Origin of the sequence: Aurantibacillus circumpalustris (genome assembly GCF_029625215.1) — a bacterium.
Lineage (GTDB): Bacteria > Bacteroidota > Bacteroidia > B-17B0 > Aurantibacillaceae > Aurantibacillus > Aurantibacillus circumpalustris.
In genome coordinates this window covers 2,432,212-2,454,631 of the sequence record NZ_CP121197.1, presented here as the reverse complement: position 1 = coordinate 2,454,631, position 22,420 = coordinate 2,432,212, and the positions used below count along the sequence as shown (strand labels likewise).

Annotated in this window: 20 protein-coding genes; 12 read left to right on the top strand and 8 right to left on the bottom strand. The window is 35.8% G+C overall.

Annotated elements, in window-relative coordinates:
- The first annotated feature begins 68 nt into the window (after positions 1 to 68).
- The 3 genes from P2086_RS10285 to P2086_RS10275 all read left to right on the top strand — a co-directional run bounded on the left by P2086_RS10285 (position 69) and on the right by P2086_RS10275 (position 3,492).
- A complete protein-coding gene (locus P2086_RS10285; protein ID WP_317896654.1) occupies positions 69 to 809 on the top strand; it encodes a LytR/AlgR family response regulator transcription factor in 741 nt (246 codons plus the stop codon).
- Positions 810 to 937: 128 nt separating this feature from the next.
- On the top strand, positions 938 to 2,278 hold the full coding sequence (locus P2086_RS10280) for a hypothetical protein (protein WP_317896653.1): 1,341 nt from the start codon (positions 938 to 940) through the stop codon (positions 2,276 to 2,278).
- Between the two features lie 17 nt (positions 2,279 to 2,295).
- The gene (locus P2086_RS10275) at positions 2,296 to 3,492 is read left to right on the top strand and encodes a hypothetical protein (RefSeq protein ID WP_317896652.1); all 1,197 of its coding nucleotides are present in this window, start codon (positions 2,296 to 2,298) and stop codon (positions 3,490 to 3,492) included.
- 207 nt (positions 3,493 to 3,699) lie between these two features.
- Here P2086_RS10275 and P2086_RS10270 read toward each other — a convergent pair whose 3' ends face one another.
- The 4 genes from P2086_RS10270 to corA all read right to left on the bottom strand — a co-directional run bounded on the left by P2086_RS10270 (position 3,700) and on the right by corA (position 7,293).
- Positions 3,700 to 5,004 carry an MFS transporter gene (locus tag P2086_RS10270; RefSeq protein WP_317896651.1) on the bottom strand — a complete coding sequence of 435 codons (1,305 nt, stop codon included), beginning with the start codon at positions 5,002 to 5,004 and terminating at the stop codon, positions 3,700 to 3,702.
- Positions 5,005 to 5,008: 4 nt separating this feature from the next.
- On the bottom strand, positions 5,009 to 5,236 hold the full coding sequence (locus tag P2086_RS10265) for a hypothetical protein (RefSeq protein WP_317896650.1): 228 nt from the start codon (positions 5,234 to 5,236) through the stop codon (positions 5,009 to 5,011).
- Positions 5,237 to 5,246: 10 nt separating this feature from the next.
- The gene (locus P2086_RS10260; RefSeq protein WP_317896649.1) at positions 5,247 to 5,873 is read right to left on the bottom strand and encodes a TetR/AcrR family transcriptional regulator; all 627 of its coding nucleotides are present in this window, start codon (positions 5,871 to 5,873) and stop codon (positions 5,247 to 5,249) included.
- A gap of 208 nt (positions 5,874 to 6,081) precedes the next feature.
- Positions 6,082 to 7,293 (bottom strand): magnesium/cobalt transporter CorA, encoded by a 1,212-nt coding sequence (corA, locus tag P2086_RS10255; protein WP_317896648.1) that lies wholly within the window; start codon positions 7,291 to 7,293, stop codon positions 6,082 to 6,084.
- A gap of 169 nt (positions 7,294 to 7,462) precedes the next feature.
- Between corA and P2086_RS10250 the strand changes: the two genes are divergently transcribed.
- From P2086_RS10250 to P2086_RS10235, 4 genes are all read left to right on the top strand, one after another.
- Entirely contained in the window at positions 7,463 to 9,304 is a 1,842-nt protein-coding gene (locus tag P2086_RS10250) for a T9SS type A sorting domain-containing protein (RefSeq protein ID WP_317896647.1), read from the top strand.
- A 238-nt stretch (positions 9,305 to 9,542) separates the two neighbouring features.
- Positions 9,543 to 9,854 carry a hypothetical protein gene (locus P2086_RS10245; RefSeq protein ID WP_317896646.1) on the top strand — a complete coding sequence of 104 codons (312 nt, stop codon included), beginning with the start codon at positions 9,543 to 9,545 and terminating at the stop codon, positions 9,852 to 9,854.
- A 5-nt stretch (positions 9,855 to 9,859) separates the two neighbouring features.
- A complete protein-coding gene (locus tag P2086_RS10240) occupies positions 9,860 to 10,009 on the top strand; it encodes a hypothetical protein (RefSeq protein ID WP_317896645.1) in 150 nt (49 codons plus the stop codon).
- Positions 10,010 to 10,040: 31 nt separating this feature from the next.
- On the top strand, positions 10,041 to 11,882 hold the full coding sequence (locus P2086_RS10235; protein ID WP_317896644.1) for a T9SS type A sorting domain-containing protein: 1,842 nt from the start codon (positions 10,041 to 10,043) through the stop codon (positions 11,880 to 11,882).
- 27 nt (positions 11,883 to 11,909) lie between these two features.
- Here the strand turns inward: P2086_RS10235 and P2086_RS10230 are convergent, their stop codons facing one another.
- The 4 genes from P2086_RS10230 to P2086_RS10215 form a co-directional block, all read right to left on the bottom strand.
- A complete protein-coding gene (locus tag P2086_RS10230) occupies positions 11,910 to 14,060 on the bottom strand; it encodes a S46 family peptidase (protein WP_317896643.1) in 2,151 nt (716 codons plus the stop codon).
- 30 nt (positions 14,061 to 14,090) lie between these two features.
- Positions 14,091 to 15,404 carry an alginate O-acetyltransferase AlgX-related protein gene (locus tag P2086_RS10225; RefSeq protein ID WP_317896642.1) on the bottom strand — a complete coding sequence of 438 codons (1,314 nt, stop codon included), beginning with the start codon at positions 15,402 to 15,404 and terminating at the stop codon, positions 14,091 to 14,093.
- Positions 15,404 to 16,750, bottom strand: coding sequence for an MBOAT family O-acyltransferase (locus P2086_RS10220; protein WP_317896641.1), 1,347 nt, complete (start codon positions 16,748 to 16,750; stop codon positions 15,404 to 15,406). The genes P2086_RS10225 and P2086_RS10220 overlap by 1 nt, the downstream gene beginning before the upstream one ends.
- A 175-nt stretch (positions 16,751 to 16,925) precedes the next feature.
- Positions 16,926 to 17,960: a dipeptide epimerase gene (locus P2086_RS10215; RefSeq protein WP_317896640.1), complete on the bottom strand. Its 1,035-nt coding sequence runs from the start codon at positions 17,958 to 17,960 to the stop codon at positions 16,926 to 16,928.
- 151 nt (positions 17,961 to 18,111) lie between these two features.
- Here P2086_RS10215 and pdhA point away from each other — a divergent pair, with 151 nt between their 5' ends.
- The 5 genes from pdhA to P2086_RS10190 all read left to right on the top strand — a co-directional run bounded on the left by pdhA (position 18,112) and on the right by P2086_RS10190 (position 22,374).
- On the top strand, positions 18,112 to 19,125 hold the full coding sequence (gene pdhA / locus P2086_RS10210) for a pyruvate dehydrogenase (acetyl-transferring) E1 component subunit alpha (protein ID WP_317896639.1): 1,014 nt from the start codon (positions 18,112 to 18,114) through the stop codon (positions 19,123 to 19,125).
- A gap of 134 nt (positions 19,126 to 19,259) precedes the next feature.
- Positions 19,260 to 20,882, top strand: a complete 1,623-nt coding sequence (locus tag P2086_RS10205; protein WP_317896638.1) for a pyruvate dehydrogenase complex dihydrolipoamide acetyltransferase — start codon at positions 19,260 to 19,262, stop codon at positions 20,880 to 20,882.
- Positions 20,883 to 20,981: 99 nt separating this feature from the next.
- Positions 20,982 to 21,296, top strand: a complete 315-nt coding sequence (locus P2086_RS10200; protein ID WP_317896637.1) for a hypothetical protein — start codon at positions 20,982 to 20,984, stop codon at positions 21,294 to 21,296.
- Complete coding sequence (locus P2086_RS10195; RefSeq protein ID WP_317896636.1) at positions 21,272 to 21,607, top strand: type II toxin-antitoxin system RelE/ParE family toxin; 336 nt, start codon at positions 21,272 to 21,274, stop codon at positions 21,605 to 21,607. Before P2086_RS10200 ends, P2086_RS10195 begins: the two co-directional genes overlap by 25 nt.
- Positions 21,608 to 21,615: 8 nt before the next feature.
- Positions 21,616 to 22,374: an enoyl-CoA hydratase/isomerase family protein gene (locus P2086_RS10190; protein ID WP_317896635.1), complete on the top strand. Its 759-nt coding sequence runs from the start codon at positions 21,616 to 21,618 to the stop codon at positions 22,372 to 22,374.
- The last annotated feature ends 46 nt before the right edge of the window (positions 22,375 to 22,420 follow it).

Genomic DNA, 22,420 nt, shown 5'->3' with positions numbered 1-22,420 from the left:
TAAACTAAATCAGCTGATTAATAAATTAAATAGTAGATTTTACAAAATGAAATTTAAGTTTGTTATTTGTGAATAAACTAAGGGCAATACTGGTTGATGATGAAGAAAGTGCCAGAGACGTGCTTCAAAACTTGTTACTTCGTTTTTGCCCTGAAGTAGAACTCGTTGCTAAATGCGAAAACGTAATGGTTGCAGTTGAAGCAATTAAAAAAGAAAATCCTGATTTGGTTTTTTTGGATATTGAAATGCCCAATCATGCTGGATATGAACTTGTAAAATTTTTTGATGAAATTAATTTTAAAATAATTTTTGTTACCGCCTATGATCAATATGCAGTGCGTGCTTTTGAAATTGCTGCAATTGATTACCTTCTAAAACCGATTGATATTCCACGTCTCCAAAACGCCGTGAGCAGAGTAGTAGAAAATAAAAATCTCGAACATCAATCTGACCAACTTTCTTTATTAAGTAATTCACTCGAAAACAAGCAACTTAAAAATATTATCATTAGCGATAAAGGGCAGCAAAATCTTATTTTGATCGAACATATCGTTGCTATAGAAGCCCAGGAATCGTATTGTATTGTTCATACAACTGAGAGAAAATATACTGTTAGTAAAAATCTTAAGCATTTCGAAATTATTCTTGAATCACTTACATTATTCTTACGCGTACATAAATCTTGGATAGTTAATAAATCATTTATTAAAAACTATTCGAAATCAGACCTAACAATACAACTTAGCAACGGCCTTACAGCCAAGCTTTCCAAATATAAAAAAGCTGAATTCGAAAGTGCAATTCTGTAATTTCTTAAATTTCTCATCCTTCATTTATTGCGTATTAGTCCATTGCTGAATTAAATTGGCTGTTAATGAAGAATTCCAAATAAGCGTTTTATTCCTGCTTAAGTTTGTTTTCGAAAGAAGAAAACATCATGAAACAAACTATCACACTAATTTTATTTTTTATACTTGGGTATACACTGAATGCGCAGGAAAGTCAGAACGATGTGGCCGCTGGCTTTGAATCAGGTAACTATGTCGTATATAAATTAAATGATAAAAATAAATTTGAAAAAGTTGGTAAACCATGGCCAATTGAAATTACCAAATCTGGAAAAAATATTTCTGGCGTATTAGTAAAACGCTCTGGAATTTTAGATGAGCTCTTTCAGCCCGATGTACCAGGTTATCCTTCGCATTTTCTATTTAAGGACTTCAGACTTACCTTCCAGAAAAATTACATAGCTTACCATCAATGGAATGCCAAACAACAAGCTACTACCAAGTTCGTTTTTACTAAGGAAGGGGAAAGTTTTAACGAGGAACTTGAAACAGTAAACAAAACAATCCAAGAATACGCAGTCGCTACATTTAAAAATCAGTCCACTGCAAAGGTTTCACTAAAGGAAGATCAGGCCAAACAAGTTGAATTAGATCGCAAATTAAATTCTTTAGAAGGTAAAGAAGTAACATCCTTAGAAATTAAACTGATAGATCAACCTGATAAAATTTCTCATTTTGGAAAATCAATCTCCTATGGAATTATTGCAACATTAAAAAATGGCGATAAACTAAGCACATCAAATCTCGGCGGTAAACTTCCTTGGAGCGATTTCACTCTCAATCACGAGGGGTGCAGCAATCTAGCAGAAATAGTGGATGTTGATCCGGATGCTCAAAAAATTCCAAACGACGTAATTACATTTAACGCCACTTCAGTTTATCATAAACAACTAAAAGCGACTAAGAGTATTAATGCAACTTATGATGTTGGTGTTCGCGTGAGCAAAGGCGGATTCAATGGTTCTGAAAGAAGCAACAAAGAGGTTACTTTTCAAGGGGTTGACGGTCAGCACGCAGGCCATGCCGATAATGTAACGGTGAAAGTACTTACAGTGAAACATAAAAAAACCGGTGAGCCGATAAATAAAATTGAAATCACTAGCACAGATGGAAAAACAATACGATACAAACTCACTCCTTCAACCGAGCTTATTATTTACGCTGGTGGCGGACGTGGTATGGATGGAAGAAAAGGATATAAAGGTAAAACTTCTGGAGGGAATGGTGGAAACGGAGGTAATGGAGGAAACGTAACCGTTATTAAAGATCCCTCAGTTACCGAATTTAATATTACGATTAACAATGAAGGTGGAAAAGGAGGGAATGGTGGTCCGCCTGACATGAGCACAGGCATAAGAGGGACTAACGGTAATCAAGGGGCGTCTGGAAATACCAATAAACAAACACAAAAAGTCACTTTAAATTTTTAACATAAAACATAAACAAAATGAAAAAAACAAGTTTAATAATAGTAGCATTGACTACAGCATTGGCCTTTAACACAGAAAGTGTTTCGGCTCAGTTCGGAAAAAAACTGAAGGATAAGATGGGTGAATCTAAGGGTGGTGGAAAAGGTGAAGGTGAAAAAGCTGGAAAGTTTTCAAGCTTCAATGAAGAGGCCGATGAAATGGGCGTTACAGGAGAATACTTCGGTTTAATCGACAAGAGATCATTTGGTTTTAGATTCGTTAAGGAAGCGGATGGTAAACTAGTCAACAAATTAGATTACTTTGAGAAGAAAGGAACAACCCCGCAATTGTCACTTTCCATGAAAGAAAGTTATTTTCAAAAAAACAAAGTAAAATTATTTCACGCTGTTGTAAGCAACACTTACGTCGAATTACTAGAAGTCGATCCGGGTGTGTTCGCTCAAATTAAATCAGATTATAACAACAATGGTAATGCTGTTCCACCGGATGCAAAAAGAACGGTTGTTGATGTTTACGCCAAAGAAAAATCAAAATTTGAAACTTGGGATGTAGAAACTTCGCAGGCAAAAGTAGAGATGATCATGATCGCTTTAAACACAGAGAACCTTGCTAAGATTAAAGAGAAATTAATGAATTTTGATTCTTACAAAAAATACAAAGGTAAAATCGCCTTTGCAAAAGGAACCAATTATTTTAGAAATGATAGGGATTATGAGCCAAAAGAAAAACTAGAATGGATGATTACTAAATCAGAATTAGGAAATACACTAGCCTTTAAACCCTACTTCGACCAAATTCTTGCTGTTACACATCCTGGTGCATGGTTTAACATTACCTATGAAATGGCCGGAGAAAAAACAGACAGAGAAGCTTTAAGAAAATCTAGTACATTTTTTTCAAAAAATATTCCTTTAATGGAAAAAGATAAGGATCAATTTTACTTTTTTTATGCCAGAGGTCCAATCGATAACAATGGTTCAGCCGACTACGCATACCTTGAATTGTTACGTAAATTAAAAGATAAATTAAAAGAAGGTCAGACCTACGATTTAAAAGTGACTGTTTGGGCCTTTAAAGATGGCGAAAACATTGCCCCAGTAGCGGAAGGAATTGTGCAACAAGAATATACTAAAGGAGAAACAGGAAGTAAAAAACTTTTATCAGATCCTGTAAGTGGTTGGATTCCTAAAATGGAAAAATGGATTGATGAATAATACCAATTGTATTTGTTAAGTGGTACAAAGGGCTCACATAACAAATTACAATGGTTATGCCGATAAAATAAAACAGTTGCACAGTCAATTAGACAATCTATTTTATATAATCGGTATAAATATTGAACCCGAAAAAATGAAAAGACTCATCATTAGTGATGGGTCTTTTTTTATGACCTGGATGCAGTTTGAATTCGATATAAATGTCTACACTTCTATTGTTATTTCTTCGGCTGCAACAACCGGTTCTACGGTTCTTTTCTTAATCATCTTACTTACACGATACATCAAATAAATACAAAGTATAAAAGTAAATGCCATGATGTATCCTATCACATCAAAATTTTCAATCGGACTTGTTTTAGTAGGTTGATAAACGATTAAGCCAGCAATAATAGCAGCTACCCCACCTGACATTTGTTGCAAAGAAGAGTTAATGCTCATAAACGCGCCTCTATCGTACATTTCAGGAATCGCTGAATTTAAAGCCGTCGCTGGAACAATACGACTCATAATTCCCATAAATAAAACCATGTTGATGACAATAACAACCCAAATAGGAGTTACAGACAAATTTGTATACACTAAAACCATGCAACAGGCTACCAATGTACCAATCGTAAATAATCTAAATTTATCTATTCGGTCACTTAACTTCCCAACAATTGGCATGATGATAATGGAAGCAAGTCCAGTGAACAAATAAATAATCGAAAGATCACCCTGAAGTATTCCAACATTGTTTACTAAAAACGCACTGGTAAAAGGCATAATCATAAAGCCTCCCAACGAGAGCATGGCCGTAGCAAGAAATCCAATGCGATAATCTCGTTTTTGAATGGTGTTCCATAAATGTTGAATTGCATTTTTCTTGCTTTTAGTTTTTAAATGTTCAGTAATTGGTTTTAATTTCAACACCAAAGTTATTCCCATTATTACAGCTAAACCTACAATCATAAAAAAAGTTGAGTGCCATCCCCAACGGGTAGCAAGCTCAAGGCCAATAGGCAGCCCAAGAATTTGACTCGCAGCAAAAGACATTTGCACAAAACCCATCACCCTACCCCTTTGATTCAATGTAAAAAGATCTGTTATAATAGCCATTGAGATTGCTGCAATTACGCCACCAAAAATTCCGGTGATCATACGCGCATAAAAAAGTGTTTGATACGAATTGGCAAGTCCGCAAAAAAGTGTTCCTACAGTAAATCCAACATAAAAGAAAAGTAGAAGTTTTTTTCTATCGAATTTATCAGCAAAACCTGCTGCTAAAATTCCCGATATGCCAGCACTGATTGCATAAGCTGAAACAACCGTTCCAAACTGCTTTGTTGTCATACCCAAATTCTTCATAAGCATATCGCCTAATGGTGCTAGAATCATAAAATCAAGCACTACCGTAAATTGCAATAAAGCCATTATGACGATAATAAATATTTGGTAAGAAGTAAACGGTTCTCCCTTGATTGGAACTGTTTTTTCTTTTTTAGTTTTTGTTGTTATTTTCTCCATTATTTTATTCTGTTAATTCCTCACAACGGAATCCTTTTTGATTAATTAATTTAATAATACCCTCAGCATCTAATTTGTGAGATACGATTCGTAATACACAATCAATATCATCACAATCCACACTCCATTCTTCGATGTCACCATTATTGCTAAGGAATTCTGCGATGTGTGTTTTATCTTCCTCGCTTTTTATATTCGTTTTAAAAATGAGGATGTGGGTTAAATTTTCCATGAGTAACATATTATTTTGTTTCTGGTTTTAATGCTTTAACAACCATCGAAAGCGTTTGTTTTAATTTTGCATCGGTTAGTTTAAATGTCTCAGACATCATTTTCTTTTCTTGTAGATGAAATTTTACGAGGGAATAAAATGAGCCGTAGGCAACCGACCAAAATATTTCCGGTTCCATTCTCGTAAGTTCGCCGCGCTTAATGGCATTTTTTACAAAGAGCATCATGTTTTCTTTAAACTCAGACATATCTACACTTTTATGATTAATGAGATGCGAGTTTGTAAACTGCTCGTAAAATTTGAAATAAAAAGGATTTTCTTCAATATACCTAAGTCTGTTTTTCCATTGCACCCATAGTCCGTCTTCTAAAGAAGCATTCGGGTCAAAATTTCTTAAAGCAGTCCTTGCAAAAGCTTCTTGTGCCGCTTTAAAAAGTTGTTGCACCATATCCTCTCTATTTTTAAAATAGATGTAAATAGTGGCTGGTGAAACACCTGCGGCTTTAGCTAATTTGTGCATACTCAAACCGTCGAAGCCTTCCTTTACAATCATTTCCAAGGCTTTTTCACGTATGGTCGCTTCTTTATTTTCGTCTCTTATTCTCATTTTCGGATACAAATATAAATGAATGTTCATTCACTTATACAAAATCGTGAAAATATTTTATTTTTTAAAGGAAAATCTTACTAAAACGGTTTAAATACTTAACGCAAAATTTACATTGCGATTGTTTTGAAATAGCAAAACACGATAGATAGATTTTTTTATCCAAGGTAATTTTAAGAGAGTTACAATTTTAACTCCGCGAACAGCTGTTAAGAAAAATTTATTAGATAGGCATACGCTAAAGCCACTTCTTCTTTCTAAAATAAAACACCATGCCAATTAGTGTTACAATCATAATTCCCCAAATTACAAAATAGCCATAATGCCATTTGAGTTCTGGCATGAATTCAAAATTCATTCCATAAATTCCTGCTATAAAAGTCAGTGGAATAAAAATAGTTGCCACGGTTGTCAGCACTTTCATGGTCTCATTCATTTTTTGACTGAGTGCAGAAAAATAAATATTCGTCAAACTTTCTAATGCTCTTTGTGTGGAGTTTGCTTCTTCAATGGCATTTGTACAACTGTTTTTAATATCTCTGTAATACTTTGTATTCTTTGCATTGATAAAATGTGAGCGGTCTTTTAAAATATTGGTTAAGGCTTCTTTAAAAGGCAACAGTGCTTTTTTAATTTTATCAACGTCCTTTTTATTTTTCTCAATTAATAAAAGTGTTGATTGTTTTGGATTAGTAAGCGTTTCTCTTTCTATAAGCGTTACTTCATGATTTAAAAAATCAAGTGTCTCGTAATAATTATCTAGTATGGCATCTAACAATTGTGAAAGTAAAAAGTCACATTCTCTTTTACGAATTAAGCCAAGGTTTTTACGCATTTTTTCTCGAATGTGATCAAAATGATCGCCTACTTCTTCTTGAAAAGAAACAATGTAGTTTTTACCTAAAACAAAAGACAATTGTTCCATGTTAAGTTGTTGGTCTTCTCCTTTTAAAATAGACTTAATACTAAAATAAATGTAGTCATCATAATCATCCACCTTTGGACGTTGTGTCGTATCAACTACCTGACCCACAGTCAGACTTTCAAACTTAAGTGCTTTTCCAATTTTTTCAATCAAATCTACATCGTGAATTCCGTGTAAGTTTAACCAATACTTGTTTGCAGTATCATCCGTAATTATTTTTCCAAAATCATCTAAATTTTCACTTTCCTCGCAAGTATTTTCATTGTAGGTGAAAAGTTGGAGCTTAACCTTCTCTAATTTTTTTTCTCCAATAAATGTGTATTCGCTTTTTGCTTTAGCGTCGCTTTTTATTTTAGAGTAAAAATTAAAATCTATTCCGGTAACACTCCCGGTAATGTCTGTAAGTGATTTCAGACTCTTACGAAGCACTTCGTCAGGGTTTTTTATCGCATGTAATAGATTTTCCGGTTTAAACGGGTCCAATAATTTTTCAGGTCTGAAATTCTTTTTTGTGTCTTTTTCCATAGTAAACGTAATTAAGATTCCTGTTTCTCCAAAACAATAAAGTTACATGTATAATAGATATATCCTAAGCGTCATAGTATTGAAGACATTTAATTAATTTCCACTACATAAATTCTTTAAATTAATGCAGTATTATAACTAAATTAGTATTACCGCAATTAAATTCAAATTGAAGTACTCACTGGTCATATTTCTTTTTTTTAGCACTGTAGTTTTATACTCGCAGAAGGAAACCAATAATTGGTATTTTGGTGTGTATGCTGGAATTAGTTTTAATTCTACCCCGCCTGTTGCAGTAACTAATGGTTCTCTGTTTTCTATCGAGGGTTGTGCGTCTATAAGTGATAGCAATGGCAATTTATTGTTTTATACTAACGGCGAATACATTTGGAATGCCCTACACCAGATAATGGCTAACGGCGCGGGCTTGTTGGGGAATTATTCCAGTACACAATCAAGTATAATTATTAAGCAACCGGGTTCAGATAGCCTTTATTATGTTTTTACACTCGATGAACAGGGCTTGCCAAACGGATTGAGGTATTCTATTGTGGATATGAGTCTTGCTGCAGGTACTGGTTCTGTAATAACAAAAAATATACTGCTTTATACCCCAAGCGCCGAAAAACTTGCAGCGACCAGACATTGCAATGGAGTTGATGTGTGGATTCTTTCTCATGAAACAAGTTCCTCCAATTTCAGAGCTTACCTGCTTACCTCATCTGGAGTTAACCCAACGCCCGTTGTTTCACAAATAGGAAGTTATATTACTTATTATAGTGTGGGTCAAATGAAAATATCCCCTAATGGAAGAAAACTGGGGCAGGCGATTACTGAGAATTATGCCCTGGAACTTTTTGATTTCGACAACTCAAGTGGTGTGCTTTCAAATTCGCTGTCTTTGGGTTCTTTTACGGCGACACCGTATGGATGTGAATTCTCCCCAGACGGCTCTAAATTTTATAGTGGTAGCTCTTTTTCTAATTCCCCAATTTATCAATGGGATCTCTGTGCTGGAAGCAACAGTGCAATCATTGCTTCAAAAACGGCTATAAGTACTTCCACCATAGGCACTAGTTCATTACAACTGGCAAGTAATGGTAAGATTTATGTTGCAAAATACCTCTCACAGCAATTTGTTGATGTGATAAATAGTCCTAATTCTTTGGGGATGGCTTGTAATTACCAGGATACCGCTATTGTACTTTCTCCCAAATTTGCATCCTCCGGCCTCCCTGCTTTTTTAAGCAATTATTTTAAATCTTTAGCGGCACCATTTACATTTACTAATAACTCTTCAATGAGCTGTAACCAGGTTTTGTTTAACGAGCCGGCTAACAGTTGCACGGCTATGGCTTACCCACTAAATAGTCTAACATGGTTGTTCGGTGATTCACTTTCTGGTTCTGCAAACACATCTACTTTGAGTAATCCAACGCATGTGTTTTCTTCATCAGGCACCTATACCGTAAAACTTGCATTAAACTATAACTGCAATTCTGATACCCTCGTGCAGGTAATCACTCTTAGCTCAGCGCCCATGCTTACTGTCAGCGGCGTGTTTAATTCTTGCCCCGGAGATAAAAGAATCTATTCTGCAGCGGGAGCTTCCAGTTATTCATGGAGTACTGGTACCTCAGCTCTCAGTATGGTTGTTTCGCCAACTGCTACAACAATTTATACCGTTATTGGTAACCATGCCAACAGCGCTTGCAAAAGCACCAGTGTTTTTACCGTAAATGTATCACCCTGTGCTGGTATGCGGCAAGATCAGTTGCCTGATGGCCCTGTATTAAAAATCTACCCCAACCCTTCTGGTTCGTATTTTACAATAGAATCAAAACAAAAAATCAAAATAGCGGTTTTCGATCACCTGGGGCGTTTGGTTTACAGTGCAGAACTTGTAGAAGGAGTTAATCACATTCCAGCCGATGCTTTAGAAACTGGTATTTATTTTATCAGTACCAGTATAAATGGTGGTGAAAAATATAAACTGGTGAAAACGAAGTAAATACGCAGTACAAAGCTGCTAAATTTCGGTGATGCTAACTGCCCCTCTAATTTCTATTTGCATAAGTTCGTGCAATTCGGTATTAAAACCGTTACTGATTTTATTAAAGATATTTTAGGCTCCACTTTCTGGTTTTTTGTTAAATCCATTCTTTTAACACATCAGTTTACTTAATTTCAGTCGCTTTGTTTAAATTTGATTTAAAGAGATTCATTATAAACCCTTTCAACCCTAAATCATGGAAAACTTAAAAATCAACAAACTCTTCTTAATATTTTTAGCAATCTTATTTGTATGCAGTCTTAACGCTCAAACACCAACCATCACTGGTTGCGCTTGTTCAAACACTTGCGGAATGAACCCTAATGGGGGATACGATTTTAAAAACAGCCTACCCACAGGATGTACTGTAAACATCAGATATACTTTACTAGACAATGGTGGGAATACCTGTGCAGGCGGGCTTGTGAGTGTGGGGGAGGGGGTACTTCAGTTTGTCTATTCACATGCGCTGATATTACTGGCTGTACTGGTCCTACCTACAACATAATCATCGTGCTGATTGATATAAACGGAACTCCTGTAACAGGTCCAAATACGGTTAACCATTCCGGAACTGCCACCACCGGCACTCAAACCTCACCTGATGCGTGTACCGCTACTTATAATTTAAATGTTAATCCCTGTGGCGCAGGAGTATTTTAGCTAAATTAGTATTACCGCAATTAAATTCAAATTGAAATACTCACTAGTTATATTTCTTTTTTTTATCTGTACTGTTTTATACTCGCAGAAGGAAACCAATAATTGGTATTTTGGTGTGTATGCTGGAATTAGTTTTAATTCTACCCCGCCTGTTGCAGTAACTAATGGTTCTCTGTTTTCTAACGAGGGTTGTGCGTCTATAAGCGATAGCAATGGCAATTTATTGTTTTATACTAACGGCGAATACATTTGGAATGCCCTACACCAGATAATGGCTAACGGCGCGGGCTTGTTGGGGGATTATTCCAGTACACAATCAAGTATAATTATTAAGCAACCGGGTTCAGATAGCCTTTATTATGTTTTTACACTCGATGACCAAGGCTTGCCAAACGGATTGAGGTATTCTATTGTGGATATGAGTCTTGCTGCAGGTACTGGTTCGGTAATAACAAAAAATGTGCTGCTTTATGCCCCAAGCGCCGAAAAACTTGCAGCAACCAGGCATTGCAACGGAATTGATGTGTGGATTCTTTCGCATGAAACAAGTTCCTCCAATTTCAGAGCTTACCTGCTTACCTCATCTGGAGTTAACCCAACGCCCGTTGTTTCACAAATAGGAAGTTATATTACTTATTATAGTGTGGGTCAAATGAAAATATCCCCTAATGGAAGAAAACTGGGGCAGGCGATTAATGAGAACTATGCCTTGGAACTTTTTGATTTCGACAACTCAAGTGGTGTGCTTTCAAATTCGTTGTCCTTGGGTTCTTTTACGGCGACACCGTATGGATGTGAATTCTCCCCAGACGGCTCTATATTTTATGGTGGCACCTCTTTTTCTAATTCACCAATTTATCAATGGGATCTCTGTGCTGGAAGCAACAGTGCAATCATTGCTTCAAAAACGGCTATAAGTACTTCCACCATAGGCACTAGTTCATTACAACTGGCAAGTAATGGTAAGATTTATGTTGCAAAATACCTCTCACAGCAATTTGTTGATGTGATAAATAGTCCTAATTCTTTGGGGATGGCTTGTAATTACCAGGATACCGCTATTGTACTTTCTCCCAAATTTGCATCCTCCGGCCTCCCTGCTTTTTTAAGCAATTATTTTAAATCTTTAGCGGCACCATTTACATTTACTAATAACTCTTCAATGAGCTGTAACCAGGTTTTGTTTAACGAGCCGGCTAACAGTTGCACGGCTATGGCTTACCCACTAAATAGTCTAACATGGTTGTTCGGTGATTCACTTTCTGGTTCTGCAAACACATCTACTTTGAGTAATCCAACGCATGTGTTTTCTTCATCAGGCACCTATACCGTAAAACTTGCATTAAACTATAACTGCAATTCTGATACCCTCGTGCAGGTAATCACTCTTAGCTCAGCGCCCATGCTTACTGTCAGCGGCGTGTTTAATTCTTGCCCCGGAGATAAAAGAATCTATTCTGCAGCGGGAGCTTCCAGTTATTCATGGAGTACTGGTACCTCAGCTCTCAGTATGGTTGTTTCGCCAACTGCTACAACAATTTATACCGTTATTGGCAACCATGCCAACAGCGCTTGCAAAAGCACCAGTGTTTTTACCGTAAATGTATCACCCTGTGCTGGTATGCGGCAAGATCAGTTGCCTGATGGCCCTGTATTAAAAATCTACCCCAACCCTTCTGGTTCGTATTTTACAATAGAATCAAAACAAAAAATTAAAATAACAGTTTTTGATCACTTGGGGCGTTTGGTTTACAGCGCAGAACTTGTAGAAGGAGTTAATCACATTCCAGCCGATGCTTTGGAAAGTGGTATTTATTTTATCAGTACCAGTATAAAAGGTGGTGAAAAATATAAACTGGTGAAAACTAAATAACTGCCACTAATTTTATGAAGAACAAACTTATTTTATAATCTTCATCTCATTAAGCAGATAGCCTGCACCAGCGTATTTATCCACCATCCACAAGGTAAAACGAACATCAAGAGTAATATTTCTGCAAAAACTTCCATTGTACATAATATCACTCATTGTGCCTTCCCAGTTTCTATCAAAGTTGGTGCCTATTAGTTGTCCCTTGGCATTTAAAACCGGACTACCACTGTTTCCACCCGTTGTGTGATTACTTCCAATAAAACAGGTTCTGAGTTTACCGTTTTTATCCGCGTACTGTCCAAAGTCTTTTTTCGCATACAGATCAAGTAATCTTGGTTTTACATAAAAATCTTCTTCGCCAGTTTTATTTTTTTCGACTAAACCATCCATGGTTGTGTAATGCAAATAGTGGATACCATCTTTACCGTCATAGTCAGAAACTTTACCAAAGGCAACTCTCAACGTACCGTTAGCATCCGGATAAAACTTTTTATCTTTTACATTTTCTTTTAAACCTAACATGTATTCTTGTTGCAGTTGATTAATTTGTTTGTCATAGTAAGACATTTGCGGAATCACTGTTTTTTGATAATGGCTGTATATCGCTGCGGTTAAAATATATAACGGATCTTTTTCTACAATAGAAGCGTTTTTTTCAAAATCTTCAAAAATTGGCTTTGCTTTGGTATTATCAATAAGAACAGAGCTAGAGTATATATAATTAGTAAGATCGCTTGTGTTATTTTTGAAAGCTGTAAATAAAGAATCCAGATAGTTTGGCATAATGGTTCTATCAACATCTTTCATGTAAATATCCATCATGGCTTTAAATAATTTCCTATCCGTTTCTTTATTAAAGTTTTTGAAAGGAATTGCCGGAACGGTTTTTTTAAGTACATCCACTAATTTATTTTCTTTCCCAGCCTGTTTCTTCTTAAGTTCTGCGAAAATACTCATAAAGCTACCAGTCATTCTTATACCATCAATGCCTAATAAACATTCAGTAAAATAATCGTATTGTTTACTCAAAGAAGCATAGTCGGCGTAAGTTTTTTCAAACTCCTTAAATAAATTAGAATATTTTTCAGATTTGACTTTATCAGTTTCAAGCAGTTTTAAAAAATCTGCTTCATTTTTTTTCTTTTTATTTATTGCATCCGATTTTTTAAGTCCGAGCATTTCACCACTCCATTTTTTATACGCATTAGCAACACCAGCATAACGGTTTACATACATTAAACGAAGCGTGTCATTTTTCTTCATGTCTTCTTCCATTATCTCTAAACGTTTTTTACGCAACATCACTCTAACAGGGTCTTGTTGATCTACAAGTAATTCAACAGCATACGAAGTTAGATATTCTTGGGTTCTACCTGGAAAACCGTAAACCATTGTGAAATCTCCCTTTTCTGCACCTTGCAAAGAGATAGGAAATGAATACTGCGGTTTGTAAGGAACGTTTTCAGTATTATACTCTGAAGGTTTGTTGTCCTTGTCGGCATAAATTCTAAACATGCTGAAATCGGCATTGTGTCTTGGCCAAACCCAATTATCTGTCTCTCCACCAAATTTACCAATACTTTCAGGTGGCGCACCGACTAAACGCACATCTTTAAAAACTTCAGTAACAAATAAATAATATTCATTGCCATAATAAAAGGGACGGATAAATGCATCGTAGTGATTTCCTTTTTTTGCAATTGCCTCAAGATTTTTTACGTTTACTTGAATAGTGGAATCTTTTTGTTGCTCAGAAAAATTTGCGCCAATATTTTCTGTCACTTTTGTTGTCACATCTTCAATGCGTTTTATAAACGTAACAGTTAAACCTTTGCAAGAAATCTCTTCATTTTGATTCATTGCAAAAAAACCATTTTTTAAATAATCTTTTTCAACGGTGCTTAAACCAGCAATTGAAGAAAATCCACAATGATGATTTGTAAGAATTAATCCTTTATTTGAAATAACCTCAGCCGTACAACCACCACCAAATATCATCACAGCGTCTTTCATGCTGGCCTTATTGATGTCATAAATATCCTTAGCAGTCAATTTAAAGCCATTCTTTTTCATGTCCTTAATATTTAAGGCGTCAATCAATTGTGGCATCCACATGCCTTCGTCAGCTTTTACTAAATAAGCAACAAACATCAACACTAATACTAATTTACTTTTCATCCCGTTCATTTTAAGTTTATATGCGATTTTTTATTTCAGTAATCCAGCCATTTTCATAGCATCTAATTTTATTGCGCTGTCTAAAGGTATTTGCAAATCCTTACTTTTTAAAGTAGATTTTTTAAGCAAACCTGGTATTTCTCGAATTTGTTTCGCGTAGGTTTGAATTTGTTTATTACGTTCAAACTTTACATAAAATGAGTTCGGAGAAGTGTACATTTCGTAGACATCTTGTATAAATGTGTTACCGTAGCCTGGAAGATTTCCATCAGAATATAAAAGCATGATCACTTGATTGTTTTCAATTTCACTTTTCAGATCCAATTCCCACACTTCGGTTTTCTGCCCAGCAACGCGCGAAGGAACCACGCGGTTATAATAATACCAAAACTCACCATAAGCAAAAGCCTTTTGATTAATACCCATATAAACCGGTCCATACCAGTAGCTATCAGAAACCGTAAGAACACGTGTTGTGTTTTTCAAACTATCGTCTTCAAAAGCAATTTGCGGATACGCTAATTTCATGTCCTGAGAAGGATTTGAATACAGATTCATGCTCTTTAATACATCTGCATCACGATTACGAGCCGTATCGATTACATCAACGGTATTCCAGAATATATTTGGCATATCACAATGATGTAAATCTTCAATGTGTTTAATAATGGTATCAACAGCCAAGCATTCTCCGTAATAACTCCAATGGTGACCGAATTTCGGAAACAAAGGATAGGGAGAAATTGGTTTTAATTTTTCAAAATAAGCGTACAAATCGAGATGATTAATATTTAAACGTTTGCTATTAGAAACAAATAAATTATGATTTGTGTTTTTAACTTCATGCACATATTTATCTTCCACGAATTCTTTACAGCCTGCGCCTTTTCCAGGAGCGTAGACAAGCAAAAGATCAATTCCCTTTTTCTTTAAGATATCCTGAATCACTTTTGCTTTTTCAAGAAGAGAAACTACTTTTTCTTCTGGCATTAAATCATCTCCAAAGGCCGAAAAAATATAACCTTCACTATAAGCATAATCCTCTTTCCCAATTACAAAATTATTTACACGAATCTGATTGAACGCTTTATAGTAGAACTGATTATTAAGCCTAACCATTTTTTCTTTAAAGGCCCAGTGATCATTGTTGTAGTCAGTGCGTGCTTCCTGATAAGATCCAGTAAACCAATCAGACCATGAGAAAACAGGTTTTTCGTTATTGATTACCAGTCCAACTAAGTTTGGTTTGTCATCTGTATTGGTAAGTGTTGCTAAAAGCGGAAAAAGTATTGCTATAAAAGCAAGCACACAGTGAATAGAATATGTCTTAGTTTTCGCTGCCATTAAAATCGAAAATATATAAATGGATTAAAATCTAAAGCAGAAACATAACTTAAAGAAACGTAATACAATATTACTCCACAAACAAGCACAGCCCATTTAGCAGACGGAGAAAAACTTTCCCCATATATTTTATTCTGAATTTCTTTTGTTTTAGTTGTAATTGTGAAGAAGGAAATTAAAGTAGCCACAATTGCCATGGTAATAAAATCGTTGTTCAATACAAATTTGCTGTGGAAGAATTCAAAAGAATACATTTGTTTGATCACGTGTACAGCAAAACCCAAATCTTCGTTTCTAAACAAAACCCAACCCGTAATCACAATTAAAAAAGTAATGGGTACTGCAATAAATTTTCCGAGTTTCTCAAAAACCCTTCCAAGAAATAAGCGTTCTAAGACTAAAAACAGACCGTGATAGGCTCCCCACAAAACGAAATTCCAGCTAGCGCCGTGCCATAAGCCTGAAAATAAAAACACCAAAATTAAATTGCGATACAATTTAGAATTCGAAACTTTATTTCCACCCATTGGAATGTAGAGGTAGTTTTTCATCCATGCTCCCAGAGTGATGTGCCATCTTCTCCAAAATTCAGTAATACTTCCAGAGATGTAGGGATTATTGAAGTTTTCAGGGAATTTAAAGCCCATAATTTTTCCTAAACCAATGGCCATATCACTATAGCCACTAAAATCAAAATAAATTTGGAAGGTGTAGGCTATAGCGCCAATCCAGGCAGCAGCAGTATCAATTTCTTCAGGCGCTAATTTAAAAACGGCATCGGCCTGCATACCCAAAGTATTAGCAATGATTGTTTTCTTAGCAAGTCCCAAACAAAAAATTAAAAATCCGCTGAGTTTTACTTCTGCCGTATAGTTTTTTTCACGATTGGTAATTTGATCTGCAATATCGTGGTACCTCACAATTGGTCCAGCAATTAATTTCGGAAACAGTAAAATATAGGTTTGATAATGCCACACGTTTTTTAAAGGCTTGTGAACGCCTCGGTATACGTCAATCACATAGGTCAGACTTTCAAACGTGTAAAACGAAATACCAATTGGAAGAACAACCTTTAACCAGGAAATTTCTGTTCCTAAAACAGCGTTGATATTTTCAATGAAAAAATTACAGTATTTAAAATAAAAGAGAAGTCCGAGATTTAAACACAAAGAAATAATCAAATAAACTCGTTTTGATTTTTGTGTTTTTTGATTTTGCATGGTATTCACCAATAAAAAATCTAGAAAGGTGGTTCCAAGAATAACAAAAATAAACTTTGGTCCGCCCCAGCTATAAAAATAAATACTGGCACAAAGAATGACTGCATTTTTAAATTTATGCGGCACCAGATGGTAGAGTAAAATAAATACCGGGAGAAAATAAACGAGATACGTTATACCACTAAAAACCATATACAACTAAGGCTGACAAAAATAAGATAATTTGATGATTTTACTGCCTCTTAAAGGGTGATTTTTTTGATAATTGAGTTACCCGTTTAGAAACCTAATAAAACTCAATTTATTCGAATATTTGTAATTTCGGTTCGAACCCAATCCCTGATAAATCATTCACATACACCATGCCTTCTTTATAGGTAACTCCCTCAAAAGGATCATTTTTATAAAGCAAAGGCGCATCCAAATCAATATAATCCGCAAAACTCATCAATTGAGCCATTGCACTGGTAGCACAAGAACTTTCTGCCATGCAACCCAATAGAATTTTGATGCTATTTTCTTTGCAAAATTCAATCATTTTAATAGCTTCATAAATTCCAGTGCACTTCATGAGTTTAATGTTCACACCAGAAAATTCACCCTTCAAATTTTCTAAATCGGTTAAGCGTTTTACACTTTCATCAGCAATTGTAGTTATTGGACTTCGCTCTGTCACCCAGCACATTTCTTCTTTCATCCTAACAGGCATGGGTTGCTCAACGAGTATAACATTCTGATCTTTCATCCAGTTCAACAGTTCTAAAACGTAAAGTTTATCTGTCCATCCTTGGTTCACATCTACATAAAGCGGTTTGTTCGTGTATTTACGAATGGTTTCAATCAATTGCTGATCGTTTTTAGTTCCCGCTTTAATTTTTAGGACTGAAAAATCTTTGGCTTCTTCAATTTTCTGTATGAGTTTTTCTTCCACATCAATACCGATTGTAAAAGAGGTTTCCATAGATTCTTTTCGCTTAAATCCATAAATCTGTGCAATCGTTTGCGTATGAATTTTCCCATAAAGGTCGTGAAGCGCAATATCAATAGCCGCTTTAGCAGCATTACTTCCTAAATCCAGTAAATTGATTTGTTCTATGAGTTCTTTCAAATTAAAACCTGAAGAAATATCTCTCAAAAACATCCTCGCCTTTCCAAAAAATTCAACTGTATTCTTTTCTGTTTCACCCAAATAGGCCGGCAGACAAGCCTCTCCGAAGCCTTCATAGCCATCCACCTCCAACTTTATAAAAATACTCAATGTCTCTTTCCTGGTATTAGAAGAAACTCCAAAAGGGTGTTTAAATTCAAGCCAAAAAGGTGTAAACTGTAGATTCATTTATTTTAATTGACTGCCAGCAAAAATAAGGAGAAATAAACGCTAGACTCTTCTTTTTAGGCAGAATAACAAATATCCTTTTAAGACGGATAAATTTAACTTTTTATCCATTTTTCTGTTATTTTTGTGTCTTCTTATTAAAAATTTGACCATGGGTAAAACTGCGACAGAGAAAAAACTAAAGTTTACAAAAGAACAGTATTTAAAATGGTATGAGTCGATGTTACTCATGCGTAAATTTGAAGAAAAAACTGGTCAGGTTTATGTGCAACAAAAAATAAAAGGATTTTGTCACCTCTACATCGGCCAAGAAGCTATTGTAGCAGGAACTGTGAGCGCTACAAAAAAAGGCGATCAACATATTACCGCGTATCGCTGCCACGCGCATCCTATTGGTTTAGGCTTACATCCAAAATACGTAATGGCAGAAATGTATGCTAAAATTACGGGTTGTAGCAAAGGTAAGGGTGGTAGCATGCACATCTTCAGCAAAGAACATGGTTTCGTTGGAGGTCATGGTATTGTAGGTGGACAAGTGCCTCTAGGAGCTGGACTTGCTTTTGCAGAAAAATATAACGGAACGGATAATGTGTGTGTGTGTTCGATGGGAGACGGAGCAGTTCGTCAAGGTGCTTTGCACGAAGCCTTTAACATGGCAATGACCTGGAAATTACCTGTGATATTTATTGTTGAGAATAACATGTATGCGATGGGAACTTCAGTAGAACGTACCAGTAACGTACACGATTTATGGAAATTAGGATTAGCTTACGATATGCCAAGCAAGCCAGTAGATGGTTTAACTGTAGAAGCGGTTCATGAAGCTATGGAGGAAGCGGTTGCGCGTGCGCGTCGCGGCGATGGCCCTACTTTTTTAGAAATGAAAACCTACCGATACAAAGGACATAGTATGAGTGATGCTCAAACCTATCGTACCAAAGACGAGGTAAAAGAATATCAAACACAAGATCCTATTGAAAAAGTATTGGTGACATTGAAAAAAAATAACTGGATTGATGACGCAAGTATTGAAGCGGCAGAAGAACGAGTAAAAGCTTTGGTTGATGAATCTGTGCAATTTGCAGAAGAAAGTCCTTACCCAGAGCCAGATGAGCTTTACAAAGATGTTTATGCGGAACCGAATTATCCTTACATTATTGAGTAATTAAGAATTGAGAATTAATAATTAAAAATTATGAAAAAAAATCTCATTCAAGACAAAATATTTCAATTGTAAAGACGACTAAACAAAGTGTATAAAATTTTCAATTCTTCATTTTTAATTTTTAATTTATCGAAATGGCCGAAGTAGTAAGAATGCCCAAATTAAGTGATACCATGACAGATGGTGTAATTGCTAAGTGGCATAAAAAAGTGGGAGACAAAGTAAAGAGCGGTGAATTACTCGCTGACATTGAAACTGACAAAGCAACCATGGAATTTGAATCTTTCCAAGATGGTGTTTTATTGCATATTGGCGTTCAGGAAAAACAAGCTGTGCCTGTTGATTCTATTATTGCTATTCTGGGAAAAGAAGGCGAAGATATTTCATCCTTATTAAACGGATCTACAGAAACCAAAAAAGAAGAAAGCAAAGCATCTGCCGCACCAGCATCTTCAAATGGCGCTTCAAGTTCAAGTGCTCCTGCAAAATTACCTGCGGGTGTTGAAGTGGTGCGTATGCCAAAATTAAGTGATACCATGACGGATGGTGTTTTAGCGAAATGGCATAAAAAAGTAGGCGACAAAGTAAAGAGTGGTGAACTCTTAGCAGATATAGAAACCGATAAAGCCACTATGGAATTTGAATCGTTTCAAGATGGTGTTTTAATTTATCAAGGAATTGAAGAAGGAAAAGGAACTCCAGTTGATAGCGTGATTGCTATTTTAGGAAAAGGTGGTGAAGACATAAAAGCGATATTGGCAGCAGTAGAAGGTCAGTCGTCAGTTGGCAGTAAGCAGTCAACAGGTGGTAGTGGGCAGTCAGCAGTTAGCAGTCAGCAAGCTGCAGTTGGCAGTCAGCAGTCAGCGGTTTCTACAAGCTCAACCTCCGTTAGTTCTGATGCACGAATTAAAGCATCACCATTAGCAAAAGCATTAGCGAAAGAAAAAGGAATTGATTTAAGTCAGGTAAAAGGTACCGCTGATAACGGACGTATTACAAAAGCAGATATTGAAAACTACAAACCAGTAGCAGGTGGCTCTAAAGGCTCTGCGGGAGCTACGATTGCAACAGGAACAGAAGGATACCGTGATGAACCAGCTTCGCAAATGCGTAAGACCATTGCACGTCGTTTATTAGAATCAACCTCAAGCGCCCCAGTATTTTATTTGAATATTGAAGTAGACATGGATAACGCCATTGCTTCACGTAATGTTATTAATGCCATTCCTGATACAAAAGTATCTTTCAACGATATGGTGATCAAAGCTTGTGCAGCTGCATTGCGCAAACATCCCCAAGTAAACACTACTTGGATGGGTGATAAAACACGTTATTATTCTCACATTCATATTGGAATGGCAGTTGCTGTGGAAGACGGTCTATTAGTTCCAGTGATTCGTTTTACAGATCAAAAATCATTCACACAAATTTCTGCAGAAGCAAAAGAATTGGCTAAAAAAGCAAAAGATAAAAAACTACAACCAAGCGAAATGGAAGGTAATACCTTTACCGTTTCTAATTTAGGAATGTTTGGGATTGAATCTTTTACATCTATCATTAACATGCCTGCTTCTTGTATATTATCAGTTGGTGCAATCAAACAAGTGCCAGTGGTGAAAAACGGAGCGGTGGTTCCAGGAAATACGATGATGTTGAGTCTTGCTTGCGATCACAGAACTGTAGATGGAGCAACAGGTGCCGCATTCTTACAAACCTTAAAAACGTTTATTGAAAATCCGGTAACCATGTTGGTGTAAATTAATAAGGAGAAATAATTCATAAAAAAGTCTGTACATGTTACAGACTTTTTTGTTTTTGGTTGTTTCGATTCTCTAAAAAAATAGTTAAATTTGGGTATGCGCAATTCTAATCTCAAATCCAAAAAGAATCTTGCTAGTCCCGATGAATCCTTATCTAAAAAGGAATTTAAGGCGTTAGTAAAAGAAGGAGAAAAAGGACCGTTCAAGCCGCTGGGAAATCTTGTAGAAGATTTGCAATTACAATGGGAAAAGAAACACAAATCAACAACAAAAAATCAGTTTAAACCAGAAGACGCATTCACAAAAGAAGAGTTTATTACTTTAGTCAAAGAGGGTGAAAAAGGACCGTTTTATACGCATATGGAATTGATTGAAAAATTCGATGCATGGAAAAAGTCGTTAAAAAAGTAATTTATAGCTCTAAATTTTTTAACGATTTACAGACCATTTATTTATATGGTTACGAAGCATTAGGATCTACAATCGCTGACATCTTTCAAGAAAAAATTTTGCATTTAACGTACGGATTATCCTACCAGTCTTACCTTTATCCTGAATGTCGTCATCTAGCAACAAAAACGCAAATTTATAGGAATATTATACTTGACGACTATTTAATCATTTACCGCATCAAAAGCACAAAAATCAAAGTCTTAAGAGTACTTCATGGAAGTAGGAAAATAAAAACTATCAAAGCAGTTAAAAAAATAAAAACAAAATAAATCATATTATGGAAGCATTCGTAAAATCAGAAATAAAAAATGGAATAGGAACAATTACTTTTTTTCATCCTCAAAGTAATTCGATGCCAGGAACGCAATTGCGCAATCTTGCTGCTGAGATTGAGAAAATGGGAAAAGACGATTCCGCCAAAGTAATTGTTTTAAAAAGTGAAGGCGATAAAACCTTTTGTGCAGGCGCAAGTTTTGATGAACTGATTTCAATAAAAGACATTGGTACAGGTTTAAAGTTTTTTACTGGATTTGCTTTAGTAATTAATGCCATGCGTAAAGCTCCTAAATTTATTATCGGACGCATTCAAGGAAAAGCTGTTGGTGGTGGTGTAGGTATTGCCTCTAGCGCCGACTATTCTTTTGCCACTGAATCAGCTTCTATAAAACTAAGTGAATTAGCAGTTGGTATTGGTCCCTTCGTTGTTGGCCCTGCCGTTGAACGCAAAGTAGGCACTTCTGCTTTTTGTCAACTTACCATTAACGCTACCGAATGGCAAACGGCTCAATGGGCTAAGGAAAAAAGTTTGTACGCGGAGGTTTTCCCAACGATTGAAGAAATGGATAAAGGAATTGATACCCTCGCAGCTAAATTAGCGAGCAGTAACCCTGAGGCCATGGCTATGCTTAAAAAAATAATGTGGGAAGGAACAGAAAACTGGGATACTTTATTAACCGAACGTGCGGCAATGAGTGGCAAATTAGTTCTTAGTGAATTTACTGTTAATGCAATAAATAAGTTTAAGCAAAAGGCTTAATTGCATGTAATCTTGTAATAAAGTTTAACCACATAGGATCATAGGA